At 59.8% G+C, this 23607-nt stretch carries 23 protein-coding genes and 2 pseudogenes; 18 read left to right on the top strand and 7 right to left on the bottom strand.

The features are described from left to right. The first annotated feature begins 349 nt into the window (after positions 1–349). Positions 350–508: a hypothetical protein gene (locus J2W46_RS30910; protein ID WP_310359144.1), complete on the top strand. Its 159-nt coding sequence runs from the start codon at positions 350–352 to the stop codon at positions 506–508. Between the two features lie 665 nt (positions 509–1173). Here the strand turns inward: J2W46_RS30910 and J2W46_RS30905 are convergent. Further along, entirely contained in the window at positions 1174–1548 is a 375-nt protein-coding gene (locus tag J2W46_RS30905) for an H-NS histone family protein (protein WP_310359141.1), read from the bottom strand. 60 nt (positions 1549–1608) lie between these two features. Between J2W46_RS30905 and J2W46_RS30900 the strand changes: the two genes are divergently transcribed. Beyond that, a complete protein-coding gene (locus J2W46_RS30900; RefSeq protein WP_310359138.1) occupies positions 1609–2046 on the top strand; it encodes an SET domain-containing protein in 438 nt (145 codons plus the stop codon). 381 nt (positions 2047–2427) lie between these two features. On the opposite strand, the gene J2W46_RS30895 is transcribed toward J2W46_RS30900, so the two are convergent. Then, a complete protein-coding gene (locus tag J2W46_RS30895; protein WP_310359136.1) occupies positions 2428–2619 on the bottom strand; it encodes a hypothetical protein in 192 nt (63 codons plus the stop codon). Positions 2620–3397: 778 nt separating this feature from the next. After that, entirely contained in the window at positions 3398–4375 is a 978-nt protein-coding gene (locus tag J2W46_RS30885) for a YDG domain-containing protein (protein ID WP_310359134.1), read from the bottom strand. 255 nt (positions 4376–4630) lie between these two features. Here J2W46_RS30885 and J2W46_RS30880 point away from each other — a divergent pair, with 255 nt between their 5' ends. The 10 genes from J2W46_RS30880 (at position 4631) to J2W46_RS30835 (ending at position 13162) form a co-directional block, all read left to right on the top strand. Continuing rightward, on the top strand, positions 4631–5131 hold the full coding sequence (locus J2W46_RS30880) for a hypothetical protein (protein ID WP_310359132.1): 501 nt from the start codon (positions 4631–4633) through the stop codon (positions 5129–5131). Further along, positions 5128–5532, top strand: a complete 405-nt coding sequence (locus J2W46_RS30875) for a hypothetical protein (protein WP_310359129.1) — start codon at positions 5128–5130, stop codon at positions 5530–5532. The genes J2W46_RS30880 and J2W46_RS30875 overlap by 4 nt, the downstream gene beginning before the upstream one ends. Further along, positions 5529–5855, top strand: coding sequence for a hypothetical protein (locus tag J2W46_RS30870; RefSeq protein WP_310359127.1), 327 nt, complete (start codon positions 5529–5531; stop codon positions 5853–5855). Before J2W46_RS30875 ends, J2W46_RS30870 begins: the two co-directional genes overlap by 4 nt. Next, positions 5846–7114, top strand: a complete 1269-nt coding sequence (locus J2W46_RS30865) for an integrase (RefSeq protein ID WP_310359124.1) — start codon at positions 5846–5848, stop codon at positions 7112–7114. Before J2W46_RS30870 ends, J2W46_RS30865 begins: the two co-directional genes overlap by 10 nt. Positions 7115–7152: 38 nt before the next feature. Next, positions 7153–8130, top strand: a complete 978-nt coding sequence (locus J2W46_RS30860; protein WP_310359121.1) for an ATP-binding protein — start codon at positions 7153–7155, stop codon at positions 8128–8130. Positions 8131–8200: 70 nt separating this feature from the next. Continuing rightward, positions 8201–8788, top strand: coding sequence for a hypothetical protein (locus J2W46_RS30855; protein ID WP_310359118.1), 588 nt, complete (start codon positions 8201–8203; stop codon positions 8786–8788). Positions 8789–8942: 154 nt separating this feature from the next. Then, a complete protein-coding gene (locus tag J2W46_RS30850; protein ID WP_310359115.1) occupies positions 8943–9635 on the top strand; it encodes an MBL fold metallo-hydrolase in 693 nt (230 codons plus the stop codon). Between the two features lie 26 nt (positions 9636–9661). Then, the gene (locus tag J2W46_RS30845) at positions 9662–10561 is read left to right on the top strand and encodes an alpha/beta hydrolase (protein ID WP_310359112.1); all 900 of its coding nucleotides are present in this window, start codon (positions 9662–9664) and stop codon (positions 10559–10561) included. A gap of 295 nt (positions 10562–10856) precedes the next feature. Further along, positions 10857–12488, top strand: a complete 1632-nt coding sequence (locus J2W46_RS30840) for an HAL/PAL/TAL family ammonia-lyase (protein WP_310359109.1) — start codon at positions 10857–10859, stop codon at positions 12486–12488. Between the two features lie 11 nt (positions 12489–12499). Further along, entirely contained in the window at positions 12500–13162 is a 663-nt protein-coding gene (locus tag J2W46_RS30835) for a GntR family transcriptional regulator (protein ID WP_310359105.1), read from the top strand. 199 nt (positions 13163–13361) lie between these two features. On the opposite strand, the gene J2W46_RS34450 is transcribed toward J2W46_RS30835, so the two are convergent. From J2W46_RS34450 to J2W46_RS30820, 3 genes are all read right to left on the bottom strand, one after another. Next, positions 13362–13700, bottom strand: a complete 339-nt coding sequence (locus J2W46_RS34450; protein ID WP_374726895.1) for a hypothetical protein — start codon at positions 13698–13700, stop codon at positions 13362–13364. Positions 13701–13774: 74 nt separating this feature from the next. Then, a complete protein-coding gene (locus tag J2W46_RS30825) occupies positions 13775–15175 on the bottom strand; it encodes an MFS transporter (RefSeq protein WP_310359103.1) in 1401 nt (466 codons plus the stop codon). A gap of 82 nt (positions 15176–15257) precedes the next feature. Continuing rightward, on the bottom strand, positions 15258–16067 hold the full coding sequence (locus J2W46_RS30820) for a shikimate dehydrogenase family protein (RefSeq protein WP_310359100.1): 810 nt from the start codon (positions 16065–16067) through the stop codon (positions 15258–15260). A 134-nt stretch (positions 16068–16201) separates the two neighbouring features. Here J2W46_RS30820 and J2W46_RS30815 point away from each other — a divergent pair, with 134 nt between their 5' ends. Together J2W46_RS30815 and J2W46_RS30810 are read left to right on the top strand one after the other, a co-directional pair. After that, entirely contained in the window at positions 16202–16984 is a 783-nt protein-coding gene (locus J2W46_RS30815) for an IclR family transcriptional regulator domain-containing protein (RefSeq protein WP_310359097.1), read from the top strand. Between the two features lie 535 nt (positions 16985–17519). Further along, positions 17520–17984 (top strand): annotated as a pseudogene (locus J2W46_RS30810) (transposase); the annotation flags it as partial. A gap of 180 nt (positions 17985–18164) precedes the next feature. Here the strand turns inward: J2W46_RS30810 and J2W46_RS30805 are convergent. Next, a complete protein-coding gene (locus tag J2W46_RS30805) occupies positions 18165–19619 on the bottom strand; it encodes an amidase (RefSeq protein WP_310359095.1) in 1455 nt (484 codons plus the stop codon). 126 nt (positions 19620–19745) lie between these two features. Here J2W46_RS30805 and J2W46_RS30800 point away from each other — a divergent pair, with 126 nt between their 5' ends. The 4 genes and pseudogenes from J2W46_RS30800 to J2W46_RS30785 all read left to right on the top strand — a co-directional run. After that, positions 19746–20648, top strand: coding sequence for a LysR family transcriptional regulator (locus J2W46_RS30800; RefSeq protein WP_310359093.1), 903 nt, complete (start codon positions 19746–19748; stop codon positions 20646–20648). Positions 20649–21435: 787 nt separating this feature from the next. Further along, positions 21436–21999: a cupin domain-containing protein gene (locus J2W46_RS30795; protein WP_310359091.1), complete on the top strand. Its 564-nt coding sequence runs from the start codon at positions 21436–21438 to the stop codon at positions 21997–21999. 285 nt (positions 22000–22284) lie between these two features. Beyond that, entirely contained in the window at positions 22285–23268 is a 984-nt protein-coding gene (locus J2W46_RS30790; RefSeq protein ID WP_310359088.1) for a quinone oxidoreductase family protein, read from the top strand. 57 nt (positions 23269–23325) lie between these two features. Then, positions 23326–23497, top strand: a pseudogene (locus J2W46_RS30785) (helix-turn-helix domain-containing protein); the annotation flags it as partial. Positions 23498–23607: the final 110 nt, after the last annotated feature.

Below are 23607 nucleotides of genomic sequence, written 5' to 3'. Positions count from 1 at the left end.
TGCCCTATAATTTCCTCGGACCGGTAACCCTGGATGCGTTCGCCGCCGGGGTTCCACGTCAGGACAATGCCATCGGGCGAGAGCGCGAAGATGGAGTAGTCGTCGGTGGATTCAGCCCATAGCTGGAGCCAGGCGGAGCTGAATCCTGCCGGTCGCGAGTCAATGTCCTTCATGTGTCTGTGATCATGTTGGTCCTTCCTAACGCGCGTCGTACGAAGAAGAGAAGATGGCAGCAAGAATTGCACCTACGTGGTGTGCATAGTGAACGGTCGCGTTCAACGGCCTGTGTCTCATCCGGTCGGAAGAGCTCACGCGTTGGACCGCCGTCGGGACTATACCCTCATGAGCCATGCGACTGCCGCTGTTTACCCCGGTCAACATCGAAGCGATTCTCGCTGAATGGGATCTTTTGCCGCCGCATTGCTGCCTGCCGCGCACGGAATGTCTCACCCTTGAGTTGCGGGACCATGCCAACCAGATCCTCGAGGCGATCGCCACTGGAACTTGACCGCAAGCAACGGGTAGAACGACGAGGAGCAGCCGGTCGAGACAGACCTTAAGTTTTATGCGTGAACGCGAACAGAATGGAAAAGCCATCAATCGACTCCACCGTTATGCTGCGCCAGGCGTATCTGGTCATGTTTGAGTATCTTGAACGGGAGCAGGAGCGTCTCGATGGGCCCGAAGCACCAGGCGCGTTTCTCAGTAACCTTGCGCTGTCGGGCGAACGGAATGGACAGGCATCACCGATAGATGCCGCAGTTTTTCCAGCGTGGCTTGCCTGTGCTCACCGAGTGCTTCAGCGTGACCAGCTAGGCGGCCATGCAAGCGCCGGCATCAGGTTGTCGCCAGAGTGGTCGGTCAGTGTCTGCTGTAGGGCCCTCCGACCGTCGGTGGGGGGCAGCTTGCCTTTTTCATGATCCGCACACGCCAGATGTTCGGCGCGCGGCGCCGTTGGCCTCAGCTCGGCCACTTTGAGAGGGTCGACAGGGTACCCCAGATCGATAACAATAAGACGCTGTTCCTGCTTCCTGCAATGGAGAACGCACCATGATCTCCCGCGCGTCGAAATTTTTAGCCCAACCCTGCATATGTTGCGGTACCGGAGTCGGTTCCTGCGAGTCCGGGTTGTTGGTCCTGCCTGCGCGTTAGCGATGCCATTTTGTACCAGGACTACTCGGTGATGCGGAAGCGTTCGCGGTCCTGATCCTTAAGCCATGCCGGTGCTCGCCCGCGCCCGCTCCACGTATCGCCAGTCTCGGGGTTGAGGTACTTCGCTGCTGCCGCGCGGCGAGTTTTTTTGCGAGGGTTGCCGAACACATCCTCGGGCGTAAATGCGAACTCCGCAACAGTCGCGCGTACCTTTTCAAGCGCAGACGCGGCTTCCTGGCCTCGCGCCTCAGCGATCAGTTTCTCAAGCTGCTCTTTTTCAGCTAGTAGTTCTCTGTAGCGTGACATCGTCTTGAATTCCTGGTGGGCATGATGGACCATTCTACCAGGCGACATGGTTGCCAGGCGTCCATCCGTGGTGACAGGTGCAAGGCGCAACGTTTGCTCCAGTCATCACCAGCAGTAGTTCAACTCCCGCATTCGTTGTCTCGATCATCGATGAAAAGAATCTCTGTGCGCCGGTCAAGCGTTCACGGTCGCGGCGTCTTTGCGTTGCGGCCACTACGCGCTGGCGAGCTTATCTTCGAGTACACCGGCACCGTGATGAGCTGGAAGCGCGCAATAAGTCGCCATCGGCGATTCGGGGAGGAGGGGCATACGTTCTTCTTTGGCCTTTCGGATGGCCGCGTCATCGACGGTTCGCTTGGCGGCAACAGCGCGCGCTGGCTGAACCATGCCTGTGTCGCCAACTGCGAGGCCGTCGAGGATGATGGAAGGGTTTACATTCAGGCTGTATCCAATATTCAGCCGGGCGATGAGTTATTCATCGCTTACGGACTGACGACAGACGGTCGTCCTTCAGCCGCGGTGCGGGCGCAGTATGCCTGCCGCTGCGGTCACCGCCGGTGCCGGGGAACGATGCCCGCAGGTGCGTAGACGGCGTATGGCAGTGCCCCCGGGATCGGGGTGAGAAACGCTTAACGCTATGAAATCTGCTGGCGGGAACGCAATCGTTGGGGCGCACGTAATCTCCTCACATGCCACCTCGAGCTGTAAGCGGTGCCTCACCACCGTCGGTTCGCAACTGCGCGGGCGGGCGGCAATCTGATTCCAGCAGACCCGGTGGGAATCAGAACGATGGAGCGAAGGCTGCATGTCGACAGTCGGGCCCATGAGTGAGCGCGCATTAGACGACGGGATGGGAGGGTTTTTTGCGTCGCATTGCCCTTGAACTAGCCGCTGACGCGAGGCGGCGGTAGGCTCGCCTTAGCGCGGTCGCGTGTGCTTCGATCGCTGCGGCCAGCGGCGTTACGATAGTCAAAGAATTCGCAGATTGCGGATCTTGGCGATCTGCGATGAGCGCTCGAGAATCATGTCGGTGATGTATTCGGGCAGCAGCGCCCGCGGGATGTTCGCCGGTACGTCGTCTACGAGCTGGGATGGCACGTGGACGACGAAGTCGTCCGGTGCGCTTCGTAGGCTGTGCTCGTAGGCGACGCGATATTGCATGGCGAATCCGGGAAGCGGTGGGGAAATGGATTGTAGCAGCCTCACACTGAGGCGGCGTGAACGCCGGCGACGTTCGAGTACCGCGGGTTGTCCGTCTTGTCGTTATTCAGAGTCAGATAGCCATGCGCACGAACGTGTGGTGAAGTTCAGCCGTTAGGGTACGAGCTAGGAGTTCGACAGCCCAACGCAGGGCAGCGAGCAGCAGGATACGCAAAGCGACGCGATTACCAAGAATACGCGCCAGCAACGACGTTTCCAACGCCGACGTCGGTCGTGAAAGCCATGCACGCTGCGACCGCATTCAGTGCAAATAAGCGCTCCCAAGCAGCAACGGGGCGAGGACAACGATGAATATTGCCGAAGAGTAGACGATCGCAACGGCCTCACTTAATGGCAGGTACGGCAAGCCGGCGAAGAACAGTCGTGAAGCCGGGCGATCGCATCAGATAGGCGCTTTGAAGCAAGAGGCAGAAATCGATCCAGCACCCTTGGAGAACTGAAAACGGGGACGCTCATCAATGGCGCTTGCGGCAAGGCCTGGTTTGTTCAGCGCGAGCAAACGGTGATCCCTTGCGGGAGGGCGTCCTCTCCGTAGCCTGTCGGAGGCAAAGGTTGTTATTTGCGCGAATGCTCACGGCGCACAGCACGCGTCAGCGAATCCCGTCTTGAGACTGGCGTCGCAGAGTTAGACGCTTACATCACTTGAGTAAAAACTCGAAAAAAGCCCGCCGATTTCTCGCCGGGCTTCGGGGGCCGCCGAGTTTCAGCGGTGACAGCATCAGGCGTTGTTCGCCCCGTTACCGTCGCGCGCTTCGATAACGACGGCCTTCACTGCCTTGACGCCGATGCCGAGTTGTTTCTTCGCGACGGCCAGACCGTAGCTCGCAGCGATTTCGTCGCTGTCGTTGACGCCGTTGGGCACAATGACGACCAGCGTACCGTCGTTGAGCATCCGAACGCGGTATTCCGTCACCGCGCCGTCCGCACGGACAACCGTGCCGTTCTTCCAGTCGCTGCCCGTGCCCTTCAGGTCCGGCGTCTTGTTGATCAGGCTCGGCGTACCTTCCAGTTCAATGGCATTACCGCGATCGACAACGTGGAATGTGCCACGGTTGTCCAGTGATTCCGGACGATCCGAGCGGAACACGACGAGCGTGTTACGTTGTGGGCGTTCTTCAAGTGCGTCATTCAGGCCCAGGCTCGCCTTGCCGTCCATACTCAGGACAGAAGTCGAGAGCGCACCGTCAGCGATATCGACTGCATCGCCACGTTGAGCCAGGGTCACCGGCAGACCAGCGACGAGCGACGGAGCTTCCGTCTTTGCGATTGCCTGGTCGCTGACGACCTTGCCCGCGTTATTCGTGGCTTGCGCCGTACCGTTCGCACCCGTGGCGTCAGCAACGAGCGCAGACGGGTTGTAGGTGGACCCCGGCGTGATCGCAGCCTTACCGACTTCAGCCGTGTTGTCGAAGACGTAGTTCTGCGCGTCTTCTCCTGCGAGCGTCAGGCCACTGCCGTTGACCGACTTGCCCTTGCCTACGTTCCTGTCTGCGAACGTACCGACCGTCCCGTCCACACGCAGATCATCGCCTGCCACCACATCGTTCGCGTGCGCATTCTTCAGTTCTGCGACCGTATTGCCGTCGTAGACCTTATCGGATGCGGTAGCCGTCAACGTGATTGACTTCGGTGTGATGGCGTAAAACGAAGGAAACTTGTCACTGCACCGTGCTCGCGGGGGCGACGGTTTAGCCATTGAATTGACAACATTGCTTCGTTAACTGGCGAAGTAAAGTCGTCACTTCGCGTTAGCGCGAATTAAAATTGTCAACTCACGTTCGTCCTAGACCATGAAATCCTCTGGCAGGTGGTCCACATGGTCGACGTTTTGCGAAGCTTCGAGCCGCTCACGCTGCCGCGTCCTCGCGGCGCGCACCGTTATGACGTCTTCAGTCCGAAACTAGGGCGACGTCTGACGCTGTACAGGCGCAGCGCTTTCGAAGCATGGCTGATGCTCGAAGCGGATCCTGCTGCAAAGTCATTCTGTGAACGGCCTGGCTTCATGGCAGTCGACGGGCAACGCTGTGTCGTCGACTTCTGGGCAAGGTCTGATGACCATGAATGCCTGGTAGTACTATCGGAGCCGACACCGGCGACGGATTGCCCGCGGAGTCGTCTTGACTTCGACCCAGAAGCCTTCGCCGTGCGGCACATTGATGCAGCCGAAAGGGCAGCTGCGCGTGTGTGGACCGGAAACTGGCAGCGTATGCTACCCGTACTCGTCGCCGCGCGCGGCCTCGTCATGCCTTCGCTGCGCGGCGCGATCGAGCGCTTCGTCGTGTCATCTCAATCGCTGATGACGATAGAGCGTGAGTTCTCAACTGGCGACCCCGCGCTCATCCGCGCAGCTGTCTTCGAACTGTTGCACTGCGGTCGCATCCAGGCGCTGGAGCTACACACTGAAAGCCTGTCGTTTCTGACGCGCTTTGTTGCGGTCCAGGCCAAATCATGAGCCGCCGCAGACCCGAATTCCAGACACTGGATCTCGCCTCGTGGCCGACCATCGCATGGACAGAACTCGACGCCACCGGGCGCAGTCGCCTCCAGAAGCATATCGACGCCATTGAGCGTTATGCTAAAGATGAGACTATTGGAAGTATTGAGGCCGTAACTGGAGTCAACCGCAAACAGCTCTACCGGTTTCTCGACAGGGCACTCTCGCTGCATGCCGACGGGCGGATATATGGCTTTCGTGCGCTTGTCGTTCATGCCCGCGTGACGGAATACACACGCCTGCTGCCCGTGACCAAGTGCGGCGAACGGGGCGGTGCCGTGGTGCGCTTTCGCTACTGTTTGAGTGTTATCCCAGGCTCGCTGCGTGGCTCGTGCTGCAGATCAGACAGCGCCGCGTGACACTCAAGCAGATACCTTCGAACGACGGCATCCGGATCCGGCTGCACGGTTTGCGAGCCCTGCACGAAAGATTTCTGCAGGAGTGCAGGCAACTGGGCTTGACGGCCGCCGATTATCCGTTCAACACCGCGGGGCGGGCGGTCCGGTCGCTGTCCTCGCGGGTGAAGGCGGAGCTTTTGCGTGGTTTTGGAATGGTAGCGGCTGCTGCCGGCGCATCGCACCTGAAGGGGGACTACCCCGAACCGACGATGCGCCTGCTCCCGCAGCGACGCGGCCGTATCAGGTCGTCGAATTCGATGGTCACCGGCTCGATGTGCGGCTGAAGGTTGTCATTCGTGATCCGCTCGGATTCGAGCATGAGTTTGAAATCGAGCGGGTGTGGCTGCTAATGATCATCGACGTATGCACGCGCGTGGTGCTCGGTCATCACCTGGTGCTGACCCGCGAATACAGTCGTTACGATGTGATCAAGACGATCGAGAACGCGCTCGAACCTCGGCCAGTGCGCGCCTTCACCATCCCCGGACTTGCCTGCCAACCGCAGGATGGTTTCGCGTCACAGCGCCTGCCCGAGCTTGCCTACGTCAGCCGGGAGTGCATACGACTCGACAATGCGAAGGCGAACCTCGCTGGTGAAACGCTGGCTGCACTCTGTGAGTTCGTTGGTTGCGTCGTCAGTGCAGGACCGAAACACAGTCCGGACGAGCGCCCGTATACCGAGCTCTTCTTTGGCACAATCGCCAGCAGGCTGTCCTCACGCCTCCCAGGCTACACGGGCTCCCATCCTCGTGACCTGCGCCGCGCGCTGGCCGACCCAAAACGTAACCTCCGCCTGTATGTGTCGCTTGATGAACTGGACGAGTTGATCACTTATTCGATTGCAAGCTACCACGGCACGCCTCACAGTGGGCTGAATGGCGCGACGCCGCTCGAAGCGATGGAATTCTTTGTTCGTGGAAGAGTGCAATTGCTGGCTTGGTTGCCCGAGGTGCGCAGACGTACGTTATGCCTGATGCAATCCGCGCGGCACTGCCGGGTGCGCGGCTATCTTGCGCTCGGCGTCCGTCCTCACATTAACCTGTTCGGCGTGCGCTATACCAACGTGGTCCTTGCCAGCAGCGCCCAGCTGATTGGCCAATCGCTCCGCGTCTACATCAATGCTGACGATCTGCGCTGCGTACGTGCGTTCCTCGCTGATGGCAGCGAGGTCGGTGTCCTTGATGCACAAGGTGCGTGGCGTGTGATGCCGCACAACCTGACCTTGCGCAGGGAAATACTGAAGGCTAGAAGTAGCAGGGGCTCGGCCCACTTGCCAGCTGAAAATCCGATTGACGCCTACGTACGGACCAAGGTCGCGGCAGCAAGCAGGTCTCGCAGGGCGGCCTCAGATGCAGCGCGGACGCTGCGCCTTCTCGCAAACGCACCAACGGCTAGAACACCGCCAGGGCCGCCAGGATCAGATGCAATTCCAGCAACACCGTCAGCGGAAACAGCGAAGGGGACCGACGTGGTCGCCGATACAGCACCCGTCGAACCGGTTCGTCCGCGCACGCTTGGTATCGGAACGGGGCAGGTCTTTTAACAGGTAGTTCTGACAGGTGGTACCCACAGGAGGGAGGCATGTCGCTTCAGGTCTCGCGTCCAGTCGATCCGTCGCTGCACCCGCTCGTCACTGGAAACTACCGGATTGCCACACCGGCTATAGAATCATTCTACGAACTCGTCGTAAGCTGTCTTCGCTACCGTGTGACGGGCGCGCTCATCTACGGCGCTCCGAGGATCGGCAAGACGCGTTCGATAGAATACGTGCGGCTGCTGCTTGCCAGGGAATATCCCAAAGTGACGAGCTATCACGCGCGGTGCGAGCACAAGCCGCGGCACGCTGAAGGGCCATTCTTTTCAAACCTGCTGGAAGCTGTTGGCGATCATGATCCGAACGCGGGCACCAACCCCGCGAAACGCATGCGACTATCGTTGCGGATCCGGGAAGCGGCTGCTCGCGCTGGCAGCGGGACGGTTCTGCTCTTTTGTGATGAGGCGCAACGCTACAACGAAAACGAATATGAGTGGCTGAGGGATGTACACGATGCACTCGACCGCCAGCAGATCAAGCTGTTCACGTTCCTCGTTGGTCAGCAGGAGCTGCTCGCCCAGAAGAGCGCGCTGCAGATCGCCGGCAAGACGCAGATCGTCGCGCGCCTGATGGTCGAAGAACTTGCCTTCCATGGCATCCGCAATGCCGAAGATGTCGCCACGTGTCTGAACGGGTACGACCAGACTGCCTATCCCGAGGGCACGCAGTGGAGCTTCACGAGGTTTTACCTGCCCCAGGCGTTCGATGCAGGTTATCGACTTGTCAGCGATGCGGCCCTACTCTGGAATGCCTTCGAGGCCGCGCACCACAAGGCGACCCTGCCTGGCCGTCTCGAAATACCTATGGAATCGTTTGCGCGGGCCGTCGAGATCGTGCTCAAGGATAGCGAACTCAGGGATGCTCCGGGGTATTGTCCGGACGCCTCGTTATGGGCCCACGCTGTGCGGCACTCCGGCTATGTCCAGTCGCGCCATGCAACCGGCCGTGTGCTCGTCCACGCGTAAGGAGGCGCCCGCGCTCATTGCGCCGCGCTTTCCAATCCTCAGCCTCGAAGAGCGTCGTCTCAGCCCGGCATTGGGCTTCATATTCGATGCGAGGTGGCTGTTGCCTGGTGAATCGATCGTATCGATCCTGTGGAAGTTCGCGCGTGCAAATGGACTGCCTGGGCACACACTGGTCCGGCTGATGGGTGTGGACATTGACCCATACGAAGGCGTTGAGCCGTTACGTGATGCCGTCGATCTTAAACATCTGAGGCGCATGCTGCTGTTGCCCGGCAAGGTGTTGCGCGCTTCACTCCTTGACGCTGGCCAGCGGGGACGGCATCACCCGGTTTTCCGGTATTGCAGGCAATGCGTATTGCTCGGTCATCACAGCGTGACGTACCAGATGTTCAGCGAAAACCGTTGTCCCGCTCACCAACGAAAGCTCGAGACGCAATGCCATCGTTGCGGGCGGGAAACACCCTACATCCTCAACGCGAGTCTTGTGGGATCGCCGTATCGCTGTGCGCAATGCGGCGAGCTTTATGCGCGTCAATCTCCTCCAGCCTTTGCAGCGAAACCAGCGATGCGCAAGGAGCATCGTATTGCCATCGCGCGACATTTCCACAATCGCATGGCAGGCAGCTTTTGCCTTGGCAAGGATGAACGCAACCTGTAGCTCGCGGCCTCGTGGCAGGGGCGCTCGCCTCATAGATCAGAAGCTTTCCATTAATCTGCGTCACGAAACTGTCGTGCGAACTACGCAAAGACGGGTGTTGACGACTTTACTTCGTTTTTGGTGACAAATTTACTTCGCTCTACGCACGTGGCTGGTGCGCGCGCCGCATCACACCATCCTGATCGATACCGGCTCCGGCAACGACAAGGAACGGCCGCAGAATCAGATCTTCCATCATCTGAACACGCCATATCTGCAGCGGCTCGCCGCGGTTGGCGTGCGCCCTGAGGAAGTCGACTATGTGTTGCATACGCACCTTCACGTCGACCATGTCGGCTGGAATACACGGCTCGTCGATGGCCGTTGGGCGCCGACCTTCCCGAATGCGCGGCGCGTGTTCGCAAGGGCGGAGGAGGACTATTACGGCGGCCCCGACAGCCACAACGAAGTGAACGTGCCCAGCCTTGGCGTATTCGAGGACAGCGTCGCGCCGATCATTGCCTCCGGGCAGGCCGAACGCATCAGCAACGACGGGGGCGAGTACCTCGATAACTTCGTGTTCCGCCCGACCAAGGGACACAGTATTGGCCACATGTCGATTGAACTGCATTCGAAGGGGCAGGCGGCGCTCTTTACCGGAGACGTCATGCATCACCCGTTGCAGATGGTGCGCCCCGACTGGAATTCGGTGTTCTGCGAATGGCAGGACGAGGCCCGCGCGTCGCGCCGCTGGGTGCTGGAGCAGGGCGCCGAACGCAATCTGCTGCTGTTCACCTCGCACTTCGCCGAGACATCGACCGGTTACGTCACCAGCCAGGGCGACCGTTTCTCCTGGCGCTATGAATAATGAGCCAGACCCAGGAGCTACCCATCATGAGCCAGAACATCGTAGTTACAGGAAAGCAACTTGTCTTCGAGGAATTGCGCGTAGCGACCGGTACCCCCGGCATTGACCTCTACGTTCGCAACAAGCGCCCCGCCCCGCTCGAGACCTTCACGGCGGAACGCACCATCGTCATGGTTCACGGTGCCACCTTTTCGTCGGGAAGCCTGTATGACGTTCCGTTCAACGGAATGTCGTTCATCGACTTTCTTGCCGCGGCGGGATATGACGTCTATGCGCTCGACGTGCGTGGTTACGGCCATTCAACACGCCCGGCGGAGATGGAGCAGGCAGCGGATCTGAGTCCTCCGGTCGTCGGCACCGACATCGGGTTGGCCGATCTCGGCACCGTGGTCGATTACGTCCTCAAGCGTCGCCAGCTGGACAAAGTATCGGTATTTGGCATGTCATGGTGCGGCACAGTGGCGGGTGCCTATAACAGCCGCAATAACGACAAGGTCCATAAACTGGTCCTATTGGCGCCGCAGTGGCTGAGCGATCGGCCGATTCCTATCGACACTGGCGGGAGGCCCGACGCGTGGCGCCTGGTTCCGGTGCGCGAAAGCAAGGCCCGCTGGCTCAGCACCGCACCGGACACGGACGCGCGAGCCTGGTCCCGGAACGTTGGTTCGAGCAGTGGGCCGATTTCACGCTGGCCGAGGATCCCTGGAGCCGAGAGCGCGCGCCGCACCAGTTGTGGGCCAGTAACGGCCCGATCCAGGATATCCGTGACTACTGGCGTGCGGGACGAAAATACTACGAGCCGGCCGAGATTCGTGTGCCCGTGTTGCTTGTCCATGGCGAGTGGGATATCGATGTGCCTATTGACCTCGCGCAGTCGCTTTTCCTCGAACTCAGGAACGCGCCTTACCGTCAGTGGGCTGAAATAGGCGAAGCCACGCACCTCGTTTTGCTCGAGAAAAATCGCTTGCTCGCGTATCAGGCGATCCGGGACTTCTACGACCGCACTTTCCAGGAAGAAACCGGGAAGCGCTAGCACAAGCGCAGGCCCACGCCCCGAAGCCCCACACTCATTGCGATTCTCGTCGACAGGCTTATCGGCCTAAAAAGTGGTGTGCCCGATGACTGACTATTAGTGCGATTAAGTTGCGATCGTCGAAAAGATTGCTAGTCGAACACATTTTATAGATAATAGATAATAGATAAAAATCACCCGAGGCCCTCATGGCAAAAAACGAAATCGCCCTCACAGGTTCCGATCTGACGATTGACCAGATCATCGCGATCGCGCGTCACGGCGCTCGCGTTCGTCTGTCTGACGCGGTTCGGGCGAATCTGTGGTCGACTCGACGATTCATTGAGGAAAACTGGCTGGTTGACGACGCTCCCCTGATGTATGCGTTCAACACCGGGGTAGGAGCCTTGAAGAATCAACGTATCAGCGCTTCGGACATCGCGCGGTTTCAGCGCAATCTTATTCACTCGCACTCCGCGAGCACCGGCGAAAACATGCCGCTTGAGGTAGTGCGCGCGATGATGGCGATCCGGGTGAACACCTTTGCTCGCAATCACTCCGGCATACGCGTCGCAGTGGTCGAGCGGCTTGTCGCGATGCTCAACGAGGGCATTACGCCCGTCATCCCGGCAAAAGGAAGCGTCGGTGCCAGCGGGGATCTTGCACCGTTGGCGATCATGAGCGGTGCATTGCTTGGGTTGGAACAATCGAAAGTGACGTTCCAGGGCGCCGTAACAAGCGCGCGCTCAGCATTTGAGCGATCGGGCCTTCCAGCGACCTTCGATATGGAAGCAAAGGATGCGACAGCATTGATCAATGGCTCGACGGCGTCGTTGGCGTACGCGGTCATCGCCGCTTTCGACGCGCGTCGCCTGCTGACTAGCGCAACGGTCTCACTGGTGTTGTCGTTGGAGGCAATGCGGGCCGAGCGGGCCTGCTTTGAAGACCGTGTGATGCTAGCGCGTCCACATCCGGGGCAGCGCCGCGTCGCTGCGGCCATTCGCACGCTGCTCAATGGTTCCATGCGATGCACCACCGAGGCACGCGCCATTCCGATCGATGCTCTTGCCGCGCCGGGCGGCACGGTCCAACCGCGGATACAAGACGTCTATTCGTTCCGCTGCGCGCCACAGGTCTACGGGCCCGTTCTTGATGCACTCGATTACATCGACGGCATACTCGTCACCGAGATGAATAGCGCAACGGACAATCCGTTGATATTCGCTGCCGATGCAGGCTACGACATCGTCTCGTGCGGGCATTTTCACGGACAATACGTTGCGCAAGCGATGGACCTTCTCGCGTTGGTGATGACCGACCTCAGCGCAATCTGTGATCGCCGTAATAATCAGCTGATCGATCCGGCCTGCAACTACGGATTGCCGAGAAACATGATCGCTACCGAGCCGGGCATCAACACGGGTTTCGCCGTTATCCAGAGTATGGGTACCCGACTCGTGCTCGAGAACATAGGGCTATGTAGTCCAGCCAGTGTGACGAGTCTGCCTGCCAAAGGTAACCAGGAAGACCACATCAGCAATTCCTGTTTCGCTGCGCGGCGCACGCGGACGGTTGTCGAAAATGCGCAGGCGGTTGTCTGCGCCGAAATTCTGATTGCATCTCAGGCGCTCGATATTAGTCGCCAAGCGCTCTCACACCTGCCGCTCGGCCTTGGCGCATCCACGGCGCTGGAAAAAGTCAGATCGGTCGTTCCTGCGATGATGGGTAACGATCGGTGGGTGCATGACGATGTCGAAGCGGTAAAATGCCTGGTACAAAACGGCACGCTGAATGAAGCGGTTTCGGTTGCCTGCGGCGATATGTGGGCACCTTCGGCATAGGGAAAGCAAACGTGGATGTAGACAGCTCGGATTCACTTCCTGCACGCATTGCGGCGGCGCTGGCCGAACAGATTATCCGGGGCGATCTTAGGCCGGGAGCGCGAGTTCGGCAGGACGCAATCGCAGATGAGTTCAATGCCAGTCACGTTCCGGTCCGGGAGGCATTCAGGCGTCTCGAAGCTCGCGGCCTGCTGGTTTCGCGCGAGCGTAAAGGTGTGTATGTCCCAGTGCTCGATCAGGCATCCATCATTGAGATTACCCGGATGCGTACCGCACTTGAGGTTCTGGCGCTCCGGTACGCGATACCCAACCTGACTCAAGATGACATCACGTGTGCAGAAAACGCGATGCACAAAGGGAACACGGCCCGTGACATCAGCACGTGGGAGGCCGCCAACCGGGAATTCCATGCAAGTATTTATCGACCCTGCCAAATGCCTCGGCTGCTTTCACATATTGACGCCCTCCATGAGGCGCGACTTCGCTACATGTATGCGACATCGACGCTGATCGAGTGGGACGTCAAATCAGAAAACGAGCATCTGGAAATCCTAGAAGCGATAAAAGCGAAAGACGGTCGGAGTGCCCGTGCGTTGATGGAAAAACATATCAATGACGCAGGGAGCATTCTTGTCGCTGCGGTGAGTTCTCTTCACACACAAACTGACGACTGAGTCTACTTGTCGGTCGCTTGCCCTACCAGCCCATCGTCGCCTTAATGCACTGACAGCCGTGTACACGCAAACGACCATGAGTAGCCGTTCACTTGCATGCGACTTCGGACGTTCGAGAGGCTGCTTTACGCACCGGACGCGCCAGTGGCTCCCCCGCAGCTCACTGGACCTGAGGCGCACCAGTGACTAACGCTCTCCGTTAGGCTGTCGCCGCCAAATCCGGCGCGTAGTCCGTGTACGCTCGTCCGTCGCCACCATAGAACGTCGAGCGGTCATAAGGTGTGAGCGGCCTGCCATTACGCAGACGGTGCGGAAGATCCGGGTTGGAAAAGAACTTCCTGCCCAGGGCGACCAGAGCTGCATGTCCGTCAACAATGATCTGTTCCACACTTTCGCCAGTCAAGCCGGAGTTGTCGATTGCGTCCAGTGCGCTGCGCGAAAAAAAAGCCGGCTCAGGTGAGCCGGCTGGAAGTTCTGGCGATCCGAGGGCCGCGCCAGGACTGAGAGAATGTCCAGCCACGCGATGGTGCTTCTGCAATGTGCCGATCGTTCAGCTGCCTGGCACGCTGGCGGCGTCGCTTTGGCGAGCGATTGCGCGTGAATCACGAGGGCTCAACGCGGACGACCGACAGCCGCTGCCCGGTTGTTCTTCTGCACGGCGCTTTTCGCATAGCGGCCCGCAGACGATGGACGCGAGCCCAGTTCATCGAGCGGTGTGCGATACGTCTCCCGCGCCGTCCATGCGGCGAACGCCGCAAGACTTGCGATGACGAGCGTCGCGGTACCGATCACCAAAGGGATGTCCTTCGTGCCGGGCGGTGCAATCGCCGCGAACATCGAAGGCAGGAGGGCCGTCAGCGCCATGCCGATGTTCTGCCCGATCGACATCGCCGAGACGCGAGTACGGGTCGGGAACAACTCAGGCATGAAACTCGGAAACACCGCGTTGAAGCCCTGGTAAATCACGCCCCACATCAGCACCGACGTGACGATCGCCAGGGGCGCATTCTTCACGCTGATCGCGTAGAGATAGGCGTAGGAAAGCAAGCCCGCTCCCACCGAACCGACAACCACGGGAATGCGCCGCCCAATGCGGTCCGACAGCTTTCCGACGAACGGAATCACGATCACCGCGACGATGTTCCCGACGAACGGAATCACCAGATACGTATTGGCATGAAAGCCGATTCCGTACGATGGCTGCACTGCATAGGCTGCGCCGAAGATGGTGGCGACCATCGCAATGACTGCAGCAAGCGCCATGATCGCGATTCGCACGATGTCGCGCCAGTTCTCGCGCAGTGCAATGGTGACAGGCGATGAAGGCACGCCGCCCTGTGAATCCTCCTGCACGAACGCAGGGGATTCCGAGACCTTACGTCGGATAATGAAGCCCGCCACCAGCACCAGTGCACTGAGAAGAAATGGAATGCGCCAGCCCCACGACGCGAAGTCTTCCGCCGGCATGTAATAGGCAAGAGGGATGAAGATAGCCGCGGCGAAAATCTGACCCGCCTGCGTGCCCTGCAAGGCGAAGCTCGCATAGAACCCACGCTGGCCGAAGGGTGCCTGTTCGAGGATCATCGAACTGGCGCCGGAAATCTCCCCGGCCACCGCGAAACCCTGGACGAGCCGCAGCAGCACCAGAGCGATGGGTGCGAGTACGCCGACCTGATGATAGGTCGGCAGAAGTCCGACGAGAAACGTCGAAACGCCCATCAGGAACATGCACAGCAAAAGCAGGTGCTTGCGTCCGTGCGTGTCTCCCCGCCGTCCGAGGATAAAGCCGCCGATAGGACGCGCCACGTAGCCGACACCGTAGGTCGCGAGCGAAGCGACGATCGCCAGCTTCGGATTACCGGCCGAAAAGAACAATTGTGGGAACACCATCGCCGCAGCCTGAGCGTAGATGAAGAAATCGTAGTACTCGAGTGCGGAGCCGATCCAGCCGCTGGCAGTCGCGCGCCTGGTCTGCTGCGTGGTTGGACTTGCTGTCTTGCTTGTGACCTGCATGTGTGTCTCCTCTATGGTTCTTGCTGTGTTGCGTTAGAACTCGCGCGCATTCGCGGATGCGGCGCGAGGGCTCGTTGTGCGCTCAGATGTGCAGCGGCGTCATGTTCATGAAGGCGCCGAGATGCCCGAGTTGGGCCAGCGCCATTTCACCGCCGGTCTGTATGCGGCATCCCGCTGCGCGGGCTGTCTCGAGGAAAAGAGTGACGTCCGGCGACGTCACGACGTCCGCCACGAGGCTGCGGGGATCGAGGGTCGCCAGCAGCGGATCGGGAAGGGGGAGGCTTTCGTTGCCCGTCATTCCTACCGGCGACGCATTGACGACCAGATCGAACGGTTCAAGCGATGCAAGCGCGTGACCGGTCGCGACCTGCGGAAAGTGAGTTGCCAGAAGCGCGCCAAGTCGCGCTAGGCGGGCGTCGTCCGGGTCGGTCAGCGTGATGGCCGTTACCCCGTGCTCGCATAGCGCCCAGGCTATCGCGCTGCCCACGCCCCCGGCGCCGATGACGAGCGCCCGCGCCCCGCGGGGCTCGAAGCCGTGGCCGCGTGCGGCATTCATAAAGCCGTCGCCGTCGACCATGTCGCCGATTAGCGTGCCGTCGGATTCGCGGCGAATCACGTTGACGCACCCAAGCGCCGCCGCCCGTTCGCTCAGTCGGTCCATACGTCTCGCCATGTCTTGCTTGTACGGCACAGTAACGACACATCCGCGCAGATTGCGCCACGCACGCATGGCGTCGATGAAGTGATCGACGGAACCTCGGTCCAGATCAACCGGAATCATCGACGCGTCCTTGCCGTGACGTTCGAACCAGGCATTGAAGTTGTGCGGCGACTTCACCTGCTTGATGGGGGATCCGACGATGGCCAGGAGTTCGGTCGTACCGCTGATCATGTTGCGCACTCGATGACGTTGATGAGCGGCGATGATGCTACCGACTGTGGTTACCAGCAACGCCACAAACGAACGAGTAGGCCAATTATCGAATTTGCGATGCGATAATCGCACTCTGGCAACGCATCTAAAGGGTGAGAAGCGTGAATACACCGCGAATTCGCAAGCGGGACTTGATCGTCGGTCTTCAGAAGGGCCTCGCGCTCATCCAGTTGTTCACTGACGAAACTCCGAGGCTGAGCGTGCCCGACGCGGCGCGCCTGGCAGGCATGACGGCGAGTGCCGCGCGGAGATTTCTTCTTACTCTCGTTCATGACGGTTACGCTCAAACCGATGGTCGCCATTACTGGCTCGCGGCCAAGACTCTGCGGCTCGGTCAGGCCTATGTGGACTCGGCGCGATTGCCGCGCATGCTCAGGCCGATTGTCGAGAAGGTTGCCAGCGAAACGCGCGAACACGTTTCCGTTGCAGTGCGTGATGGCGATGAAGTTGTTCATATCGTCCGAAGCCGTGTCGCCAACGTCTCTTCGCTCTCAATACGACAGGGATATCGCCTGCCGATGTACTGCACAGGCAGCGGCCGCTTATGGCTCGCATCTGGATCCAACGAAGAGCTGGATCAGTATCTGGGACGTGTAGCGCTGCAAGCTTTGACGCCGTTCACGCGCACGTCGATAAGCGACATCAAACACGCGGTCGAGCAGGTTCGAACACTGGGATACGTCGAGCTGGACCAGGAGTACGAAGTCGGCATGCGCATTCTCGGCGTGCCTCTTACCAACCGTAACGGCGACATGCGCGCGAGCCTGACTATTACGATGCAGGTAACGACGATGACACAGGCGGAAATTCGGGAACGGTACCTCCGATTCTTGTATGAAGGCCAGGCTTTGCTTCGTCCGATAATCGACGTCTAGTTCAACTAGCAGAGAACCTTTAGCTTTCGGATACCTTCGATCTTCACCGGTGCACTGGGTAAGCATGTCGCCATGCCGTGCGCAGGCGGGCGCCGCGACATTTTGGTCGCCGGGGCAGGACTCGGGCCAGAAGCGGCCACTCGGCCTCGGCGGCCAGTCATTGACAATGCAGCTGCGGAAGACGTCGAAATCGGAGATATGGACAAATCGAGAGTTTTTTCTGCCGTTCAGAATCGTCCTTAGGGTTGAGGACGGTATTGCAAGCATCGAATCCGACTTGCCGGAGTCGCTTCCTAGTCATAGCGACCCGTCGAAAACGCGCGCATCGTTGGGGTCGTTGAAGGCGTCGAGTAATTGTTGCTTTCGCTGGCGCGTGTCGGTATCGATTTATCCGATCCACAGTTCGCGCAGGCAATCCATGACTGCGTAGCCAACTTGCAATCTGGCTGATCGGCAAACGGCCATGTCCGGCCGAGGGTGTGTGAAAACGCATTGATCGCCTAAACTGAATCAACGCAGTCAGACCGGGTGACTCATGAAGCGATTCGTTGAAGGCGATGACAGCAAGCAGGTCGCACTCCTACCCGAATGCATCGATGACTACATTGGACAGGATAATCCAGTCAGGGTCATAGATGTTTTCGTCGACGAACTGGACCTTGCGGAACTCGGTTTCAACGGTACCACGCCGGCGCTCACGGGTCGCCCGTCCTACCACCCAGGCCTGATGCTCAAGATCTATATCTACGGGTATCTGAACCGCGTACCCTCCAGCCGACGTCTTGAGCACGAATGCCAACGCAACGTCGAGTTGATGTGGCTGACAGGACGTCTGGCGCCAAACTTCAAGACGATCGCCGACTTCCGCCGCGACAACGGGCCGGCCATTCGCAACGTATGTCGTCGCTTCGTCGAACTGGGTCGAGGATTGAAGCTGCTATCCAGCGACATGGTCGCCATCGACGGCAGCAAGTTCAAAGCTGTGAACAGCCGGGACAGGATGAGAGTCGGCGCCGATGGCGCACGGTTGATAGCACCGGGTCGACACAATCAATCTGAGCTTGTGTCGATCCGACATTGCCGGCCGGGAGACCGGTCCTGTAGCTGAGCAATGGAGCCAAGTTTCAGGTCGACGTCGTTGCGTCGCCAACATGCGTCTCCCATGCTCTCGGCGTCTCGTTTATCTCGGCCCGTTGCCCGCCCACAGCATTGGCCGACGATTGGCCCACGGACGGGCCCGCTCAAGTTGTCCGGCCAGCCTCAGCAGCGTGTCTTCCCGCCCGAATCCTGCGGCGAACTGCATGCCGATCGGCAAACCGGTTGCGGGATGCACTTCAAGCGGGACAGACATGGCCGGGACGCCGGAGACGTTGAAGGGCGGCGTGAACGGAGAATGCTGAAAGACTCGCTGCGTCCATTGAAGACCGCTCATCGATTCGGCGCCGGCCCCGTAGGCGCCGATAGCTGGCGGCATCTGCGGCAGAGTCGGCGTGAGCAACAGGTCAATGTCCTCGAACCAGGTGGCTACTGAACGCGTAACCGTATTGCGCATCGCCAGGGACGCGGCGAACTCAGATGCTTTCTCTTGCTTGCCGTGTCGAAAACAGGCTAGGGTGGCCGGCTCGAGCGTCGTGTCGTCGATGGGGCGGCCGGTCGCAGCCGCAAGACCCTCGATCCACCCGACGAGCGTGGCCGTCCATATCGTCGCGTTCATCTGCACGAAAGCGTCCCACGAAACACCAAGCGGTGGATTGACTTCAACGACGGTATGCCCGAGTGCTTCCAGAAGACGCGCTGTCGATAACGTTGCGGCCGAGATAACCGGATCGGTACGCTCGCCGTTCCATGGATCGAGCATCAAGCCGATCTTCAGCGCGCCGGGTTCGCGGCTGACTTCCGACAGGAAGCTTCGCTCCGGTGCCGCGGTCACGTAGGGCTCACCAGCGGCGTGGCCCTGAATCGCGTCGAGCAGTGCGGCGCTGTCCCGCACGCTGCGGCTGACGCCCAACTGCACGCCGAAACCGGCGAATACCTCATCGAGCGAGGGACCGTTCGAGCTGCGACCGCGCGTCGGTTTAAGCCCGAACAGGCCGTTGTAAGCGGCGGGTACGCGAATCGAACCCGCTGCATCGGTCGCATGGGCAAGCGGAACTACGCCCGCTGCGACCGCTGCGGCGGCGCCGCCGCTTGAGCCGCCGGCGCTCAAGGACGGCAGCCAGGGGTTACGGGTTGCGCCTTGCAACGTGGACTCGGTGGTCGTGCTGAATGCCATTTCCGGCGTCGCACTTCGTCCTATCGTGACCAGCCCCGCTGCGCGAAAGCGCGACATCAGCCATGAATCCTCGGTCGCGACGACGCCTTTCGCGAGCCGGCTGCCCAGCTCGAGCTTCTTGCCTTGCATGCTGACCGCAAGGTCCTTGATGAGGAACGGCACGCTGGCAAGCGGGCCGCCCGAAGCAACTGCGTGGCCGCTTTCGGAAGCCGGCCAGCTTTCGATAACCGCGTTGATGTCGGGGTTGACGACTCCGATGGCCTGAAGCGCGAGGTCGGCAAGCTCGGCCGAAGTGACCTCGCCGTTAGCGACCAGCTGGGCCAGTCCGATCGCATCGTATTCCGTGTATTCGCCAAGTTTCATTTTTCCTCCGTGTTGATGGAGGAAACGATAGGGCAGAGGGCGTCAGCTGATTAGTCAGGCAGCCCGGCAAGGATTGAGCCACCAATGGGACAATGCCACGCTTTGTATAGCGGACTCGTGACTACCATGACCAGAGATTTCAACGACACGCTCGTCTTCGTTCGCGTTGTGCAGGACGGGAGCTTCACGGCAGCGGCGAAAGCCTTGCAGATCCCGAAGACGACCGTGAGTCGGCGCGTTCGCGAGCTTGAAGCGCACCTCGGCGCGGCCCTGCTACACAGAACGACACGAAAGCTACGGCTGACGGAAGCAGGAGCGGCCTATTTCGAGCGGTGCAACGCAATCGCCAGACAGCTCGACGATGCCGAAAACGCCGTTCAGCAGATTCGTGGAACACCGGGAGGGTGGCTGCGTGTGACGCTGCCGTATTCGTTCGGCGCCACGTGGATTGCGCCGTTGATCGCTGGCTTCTGTGCGCGCTACGCCGAAATGCGCGTCGATATCATCGCGACGCATGTGCCGCTCGATCTGATCGGCGAAACCGTCGATGTCGCTCTGCGCCTCGGCGCGCTTCCTGATTCGAGCCTGGTGGCGCAGCGGCTGGGCAGCTTTTCGACCTCGATCTACGCGAGCCCCGCCTACATCGACAAGCATGGCGCGCCGGACAGTCCAGACGATCTGCACCGCCATGCGGCGCTTGCGCTGCATCAGGCACGCACCGATAGCGGCTACGCATGGCCACTGCGCATGGCCGGACGCAAGGCAAAACAGTTTGCGGTCGATCCGGTGATCGTCGCCAGTGATCCGGTGCTGCTTCTTGACGCCGCGCGGGCCGGCAACGGCGTGTTGCTGGCCATGGAGGCAAGCATGGCTCCGGAAGTCGCAGCGGGACGCTTGTGCAAAGTGTTGCCGGACTGGATCGGTCCACAGCAGGATCTCAATGCGCTGTTTCCGAAGGAGCGCGTGCCGTCGCCGAAAGTGAAGGCGTTTCTTGCTTATCTGAAGGCTCAGCTACGGTTTCATCCGTGACCGTCATAGCTTGCGCGGTGCATGAGATAACACATCAGGCTGGGCTTCCAGGCCCCTACCAGTGACTGCCACTCATAGGATACTGTCAAGCTCGGCGCGATGCGGACGCCGTACGCGACGGCTAGTCAGGATGGCGAATTGTGGCGGGTGACGCCGCTTGTCTCGCCGCGCGTGTGGCGACCGCGCTGATTTCCACATCCACGTTAGGGCGCGGCTCCTCAGCCACTGGAAAGAGCGCCGTGCGGGCGCAAATCCACGTCGCCTGTCCCTGCGGGCACGGCGGACCCGTCTTAGCAATCCCATAGGGTGCCGGCCACAGCGAACTCGATGAGCATGTGGAGCTTCTGAGCTTCTGTCTCGCCGCGTCGAAGCAACGGTTGCCAAGAGTCGGCGACCACGCCGACAGGAAGGCGGCAGCCGACCCGCTACGGCGCCGAGGATCCGTTAGGGCGGTCAGTCAGCCGAATTAGGTACTTGCGCACTCAAGCATCTTGAAGCGGACGTTGGCGAGCTCACCCCATCGGCCAACATGAGTCGTTCGTCGATCGCGACAATTGGACACCTGAATGGCTATTCATCCCTGTCAACGGACGTGAGCAGGTCCGTCGTGGTCACGCGCAAGCTGACTCCGCCAGCCCTTCCCTGGCGCTAGAAAATGCAACGCGAGAAAGCTTCGTTTGCGGATTCCGATAGGTCAATTACTCTCACCGGGCGCAGGTATCTTTATCGGTAGGAACAGCACGGTGGACGCAATGGAACATGTAATCTCTGATGTGGAGCAACTTGATTGCCGGTCTGCGCGAGTTTGCCCCTCCATGCGGTCCTGCAACTCGCTCTGATGTCGTCGAATAACAGCGCCGCATATGCGCTGGCGCATGACTATCCTGGCGGCTTCCCGGCGTTCCAGTCCGCGATGCGTGCCAAGATCGCCGCGCTCGGGCTGAAGCACACGACGATCCAAGAGCCAAGCGGCCTTTCGTCGCTCAACACGTCGACGGCAAACGACATTAGGGGGGCGATCTTCCAGCGAAAGGATGCTTCATCCTCACATGTAGATGGCAACAAAACAACTGATGTAGTGACCTTCACTTCATCGGGCACGGCATTTCAGACTGGCGTCTACAAATCGGGACCGGACCACGAGACGGTCGAGGGCCCACGAGGCTACCTTTATAACGAGTTCATGTATTTTATCTCGGGCAGCGTTAAGCTGACTTCGTCTGACGGTTCCGTGATGAAGGTCCGCGCCGGCGAGGCTGTCACGCTTCCCAGTGGCTGGACCGGGAAGTTCGATACCGAAGGCTACAGCAAACTGTATGTCGACTATCACTCTGTCGCCGCAAAAAAGTAGTCGAGATATTTTCCCAAGATGGAGATTTGCCAACCATCTGTTTGGTGGTAATGACCGTCGTTCGAAATCGTTGGTTCGCGCGTACTGACTTTGCCGGTGGAACGGACTCAATACGAACCTGTTATTCAAGTGGCGCCGAGCCTATCAGCGGGACAGTATGAGCTGCCGACGCTATTACCGGTAGAAGCAGCTCACGAGGAACGCCCAATTGAGAGCGCGGCTGCCTTGCCCGTTCAGTCATAGAGTTTCCACCCCATGTACACCTCTAGCCACCAAGAGATTCCTATGAAAGCTATTCAAGTCACCCAGTTTGGGGGCCCATCCGTTCTCGTTGCTGCGGACTTGCCAGATCCGACGCCTGGCCAGGGCGAAATCGCAATCGACGTGACCCACGCTGCAGTGGGGCTTATCGATGTCTTCTTCCGTCAGGGACTGTTCGAGGATGTACCGGGCATGCCTAAGCCGCCCTTCATTCCTGGTCTTGAAGCGGCAGGCAGCGTGCGTGCGCTTGGGGAGGGTGTAACCGGGTTCACGGTCGGTGAACAGGTTGTGGCGATGTCGGCCGGTTCCGGCACAGGCGGCTATGCGTCGGTTTATATCGCCAAGGCCTCCTTCGCGGTGTCAATCGAAAGCTTCGGGATTGACCCGGCGCTTGCCGTCGCGGTAGTGCCAAATGCTGCGATGGCATACGTTGCCCTGACGTCGATTGCGCATCTGTGCGCAGGCGAGAGCGTGCTCGTTCACGGAGCGCTCGGCGGTTTCTCGGCCGCGTTCGCGGGCATTGCCAGGCAGCTCGGTGCGTCTCGTGTGGTAGGCACCGTGCGCGCGAGCAAGCTGGAAGCCGGACGGAACACGAAGCTGCCTTACGACCAGATCGTGGATTCCGCAGGGTTGCCGGGAATTCTCGGTGACGAGAAATTCGATGTCGTCATCGACCCTGTTGGCGGTGCAATCCGCAGCCACAGCTTGGCGTTCATGAAGCACGGCAGCCGGCTCATCGTCTGTGGCAATGCCAGCGGCGACTGGGAGCATCAGGTACGGACCAATGATCTCTGGGGCAGCGGTATCACCGTGTCCGGATTCAACGCTGGCGCTTATCTTCCGATGCATCCGCAGGTGGTCCGTCCCGCGCTGGAAGCGGCGCTGCGGGCGGTCGCTTCAGGACTTGGCGAGACCGAGGTCGACGTGCTTCCACTTCACGAGGCCGCTGTCGCGCACGAACGGATGGACGACCGCGCTCTGAACGGACGAATCGTCCTCGCACCCTAAACCGCATGCGTTGGCTTCATCACAGTTTCACTACTTAACCGACTAGCAAGTAGGTGAATGGAAATCCGACATCTGCTGTTACCTCATCGCTGTTGCGAAGGAGCTCCAAATTTCCCGTGCGGCGGAGCGTCTGCATATCGAGCAGTCCACGCTTTCACGAGCGATCAGAGAGGTCGAAGAAGATCTGGGTGTAATGCTCTTCTTTCGCACTACGCGCAGCACACGGATGATCAATGTGTCGCTTGAGAATGAGCGTTGAAGAATTATAAGCGCACGGGCAACCCATCTTGAGTTGCGTTGAAGGTCTTGGGAGCACTGTATCCACTTAAATTGAACCGA

It is taken from the genome of Paraburkholderia strydomiana, assembly GCF_031456815.1.
In the GTDB taxonomy this organism is placed as follows: Bacteria; Pseudomonadota; Gammaproteobacteria; order Burkholderiales; family Burkholderiaceae; genus Paraburkholderia; species Paraburkholderia caledonica.
This window is presented reverse-complemented; position numbering and strand designations above follow the sequence as displayed.

What these genes read in the sequence shown, in the direction of transcription:
- J2W46_RS30910 (WP_310359144.1), top strand. Translation starts at nt 350, where the DNA reads ATGCGACTGCCGCTGTTTACCCCGGTCAACATCGAAGCGATTCTCGCT.
- J2W46_RS30900 (WP_310359138.1), top strand. Translation starts at nt 1,609, where the DNA reads ATGAAAAGAATCTCTGTGCGCCGGTCAAGCGTTCACGGTCGCGGCGTC.
- J2W46_RS30895 (WP_310359136.1), bottom strand. Translation starts at nt 2,619, where the DNA reads ATGCAATATCGCGTCGCCTACGAGCACAGCCTACGAAGCGCACCGGAC.
- J2W46_RS30885 (WP_310359134.1), bottom strand. Translation starts at nt 4,375, where the DNA reads ATGGCTAAACCGTCGCCCCCGCGAGCACGGTGCAGTGACAAGTTTCCT.
- J2W46_RS30880 (WP_310359132.1), top strand. Translation starts at nt 4,631, where the DNA reads ATGCTCGAAGCGGATCCTGCTGCAAAGTCATTCTGTGAACGGCCTGGC.
- J2W46_RS30875 (WP_310359129.1), top strand. Translation starts at nt 5,128, where the DNA reads ATGAGCCGCCGCAGACCCGAATTCCAGACACTGGATCTCGCCTCGTGG.
- J2W46_RS30860 (WP_310359121.1), top strand. Translation starts at nt 7,153, where the DNA reads ATGTCGCTTCAGGTCTCGCGTCCAGTCGATCCGTCGCTGCACCCGCTC.
- J2W46_RS30845 (WP_310359112.1), top strand. Translation starts at nt 9,662, where the DNA reads ATGAGCCAGAACATCGTAGTTACAGGAAAGCAACTTGTCTTCGAGGAA.
- J2W46_RS30840 (WP_310359109.1), top strand. Translation starts at nt 10,857, where the DNA reads ATGGCAAAAAACGAAATCGCCCTCACAGGTTCCGATCTGACGATTGAC.
- J2W46_RS30825 (WP_310359103.1), bottom strand. Translation starts at nt 15,175, where the DNA reads ATGCAGGTCACAAGCAAGACAGCAAGTCCAACCACGCAGCAGACCAGG.
- J2W46_RS30820 (WP_310359100.1), bottom strand. Translation starts at nt 16,067, where the DNA reads ATGATCAGCGGTACGACCGAACTCCTGGCCATCGTCGGATCCCCCATC.
- J2W46_RS30805 (WP_310359095.1), bottom strand. Translation starts at nt 19,619, where the DNA reads ATGAAACTTGGCGAATACACGGAATACGATGCGATCGGACTGGCCCAG.
- J2W46_RS30800 (WP_310359093.1), top strand. Translation starts at nt 19,746, where the DNA reads ATGACCAGAGATTTCAACGACACGCTCGTCTTCGTTCGCGTTGTGCAG.
- J2W46_RS30790 (WP_310359088.1), top strand. Translation starts at nt 22,285, where the DNA reads ATGAAAGCTATTCAAGTCACCCAGTTTGGGGGCCCATCCGTTCTCGTT.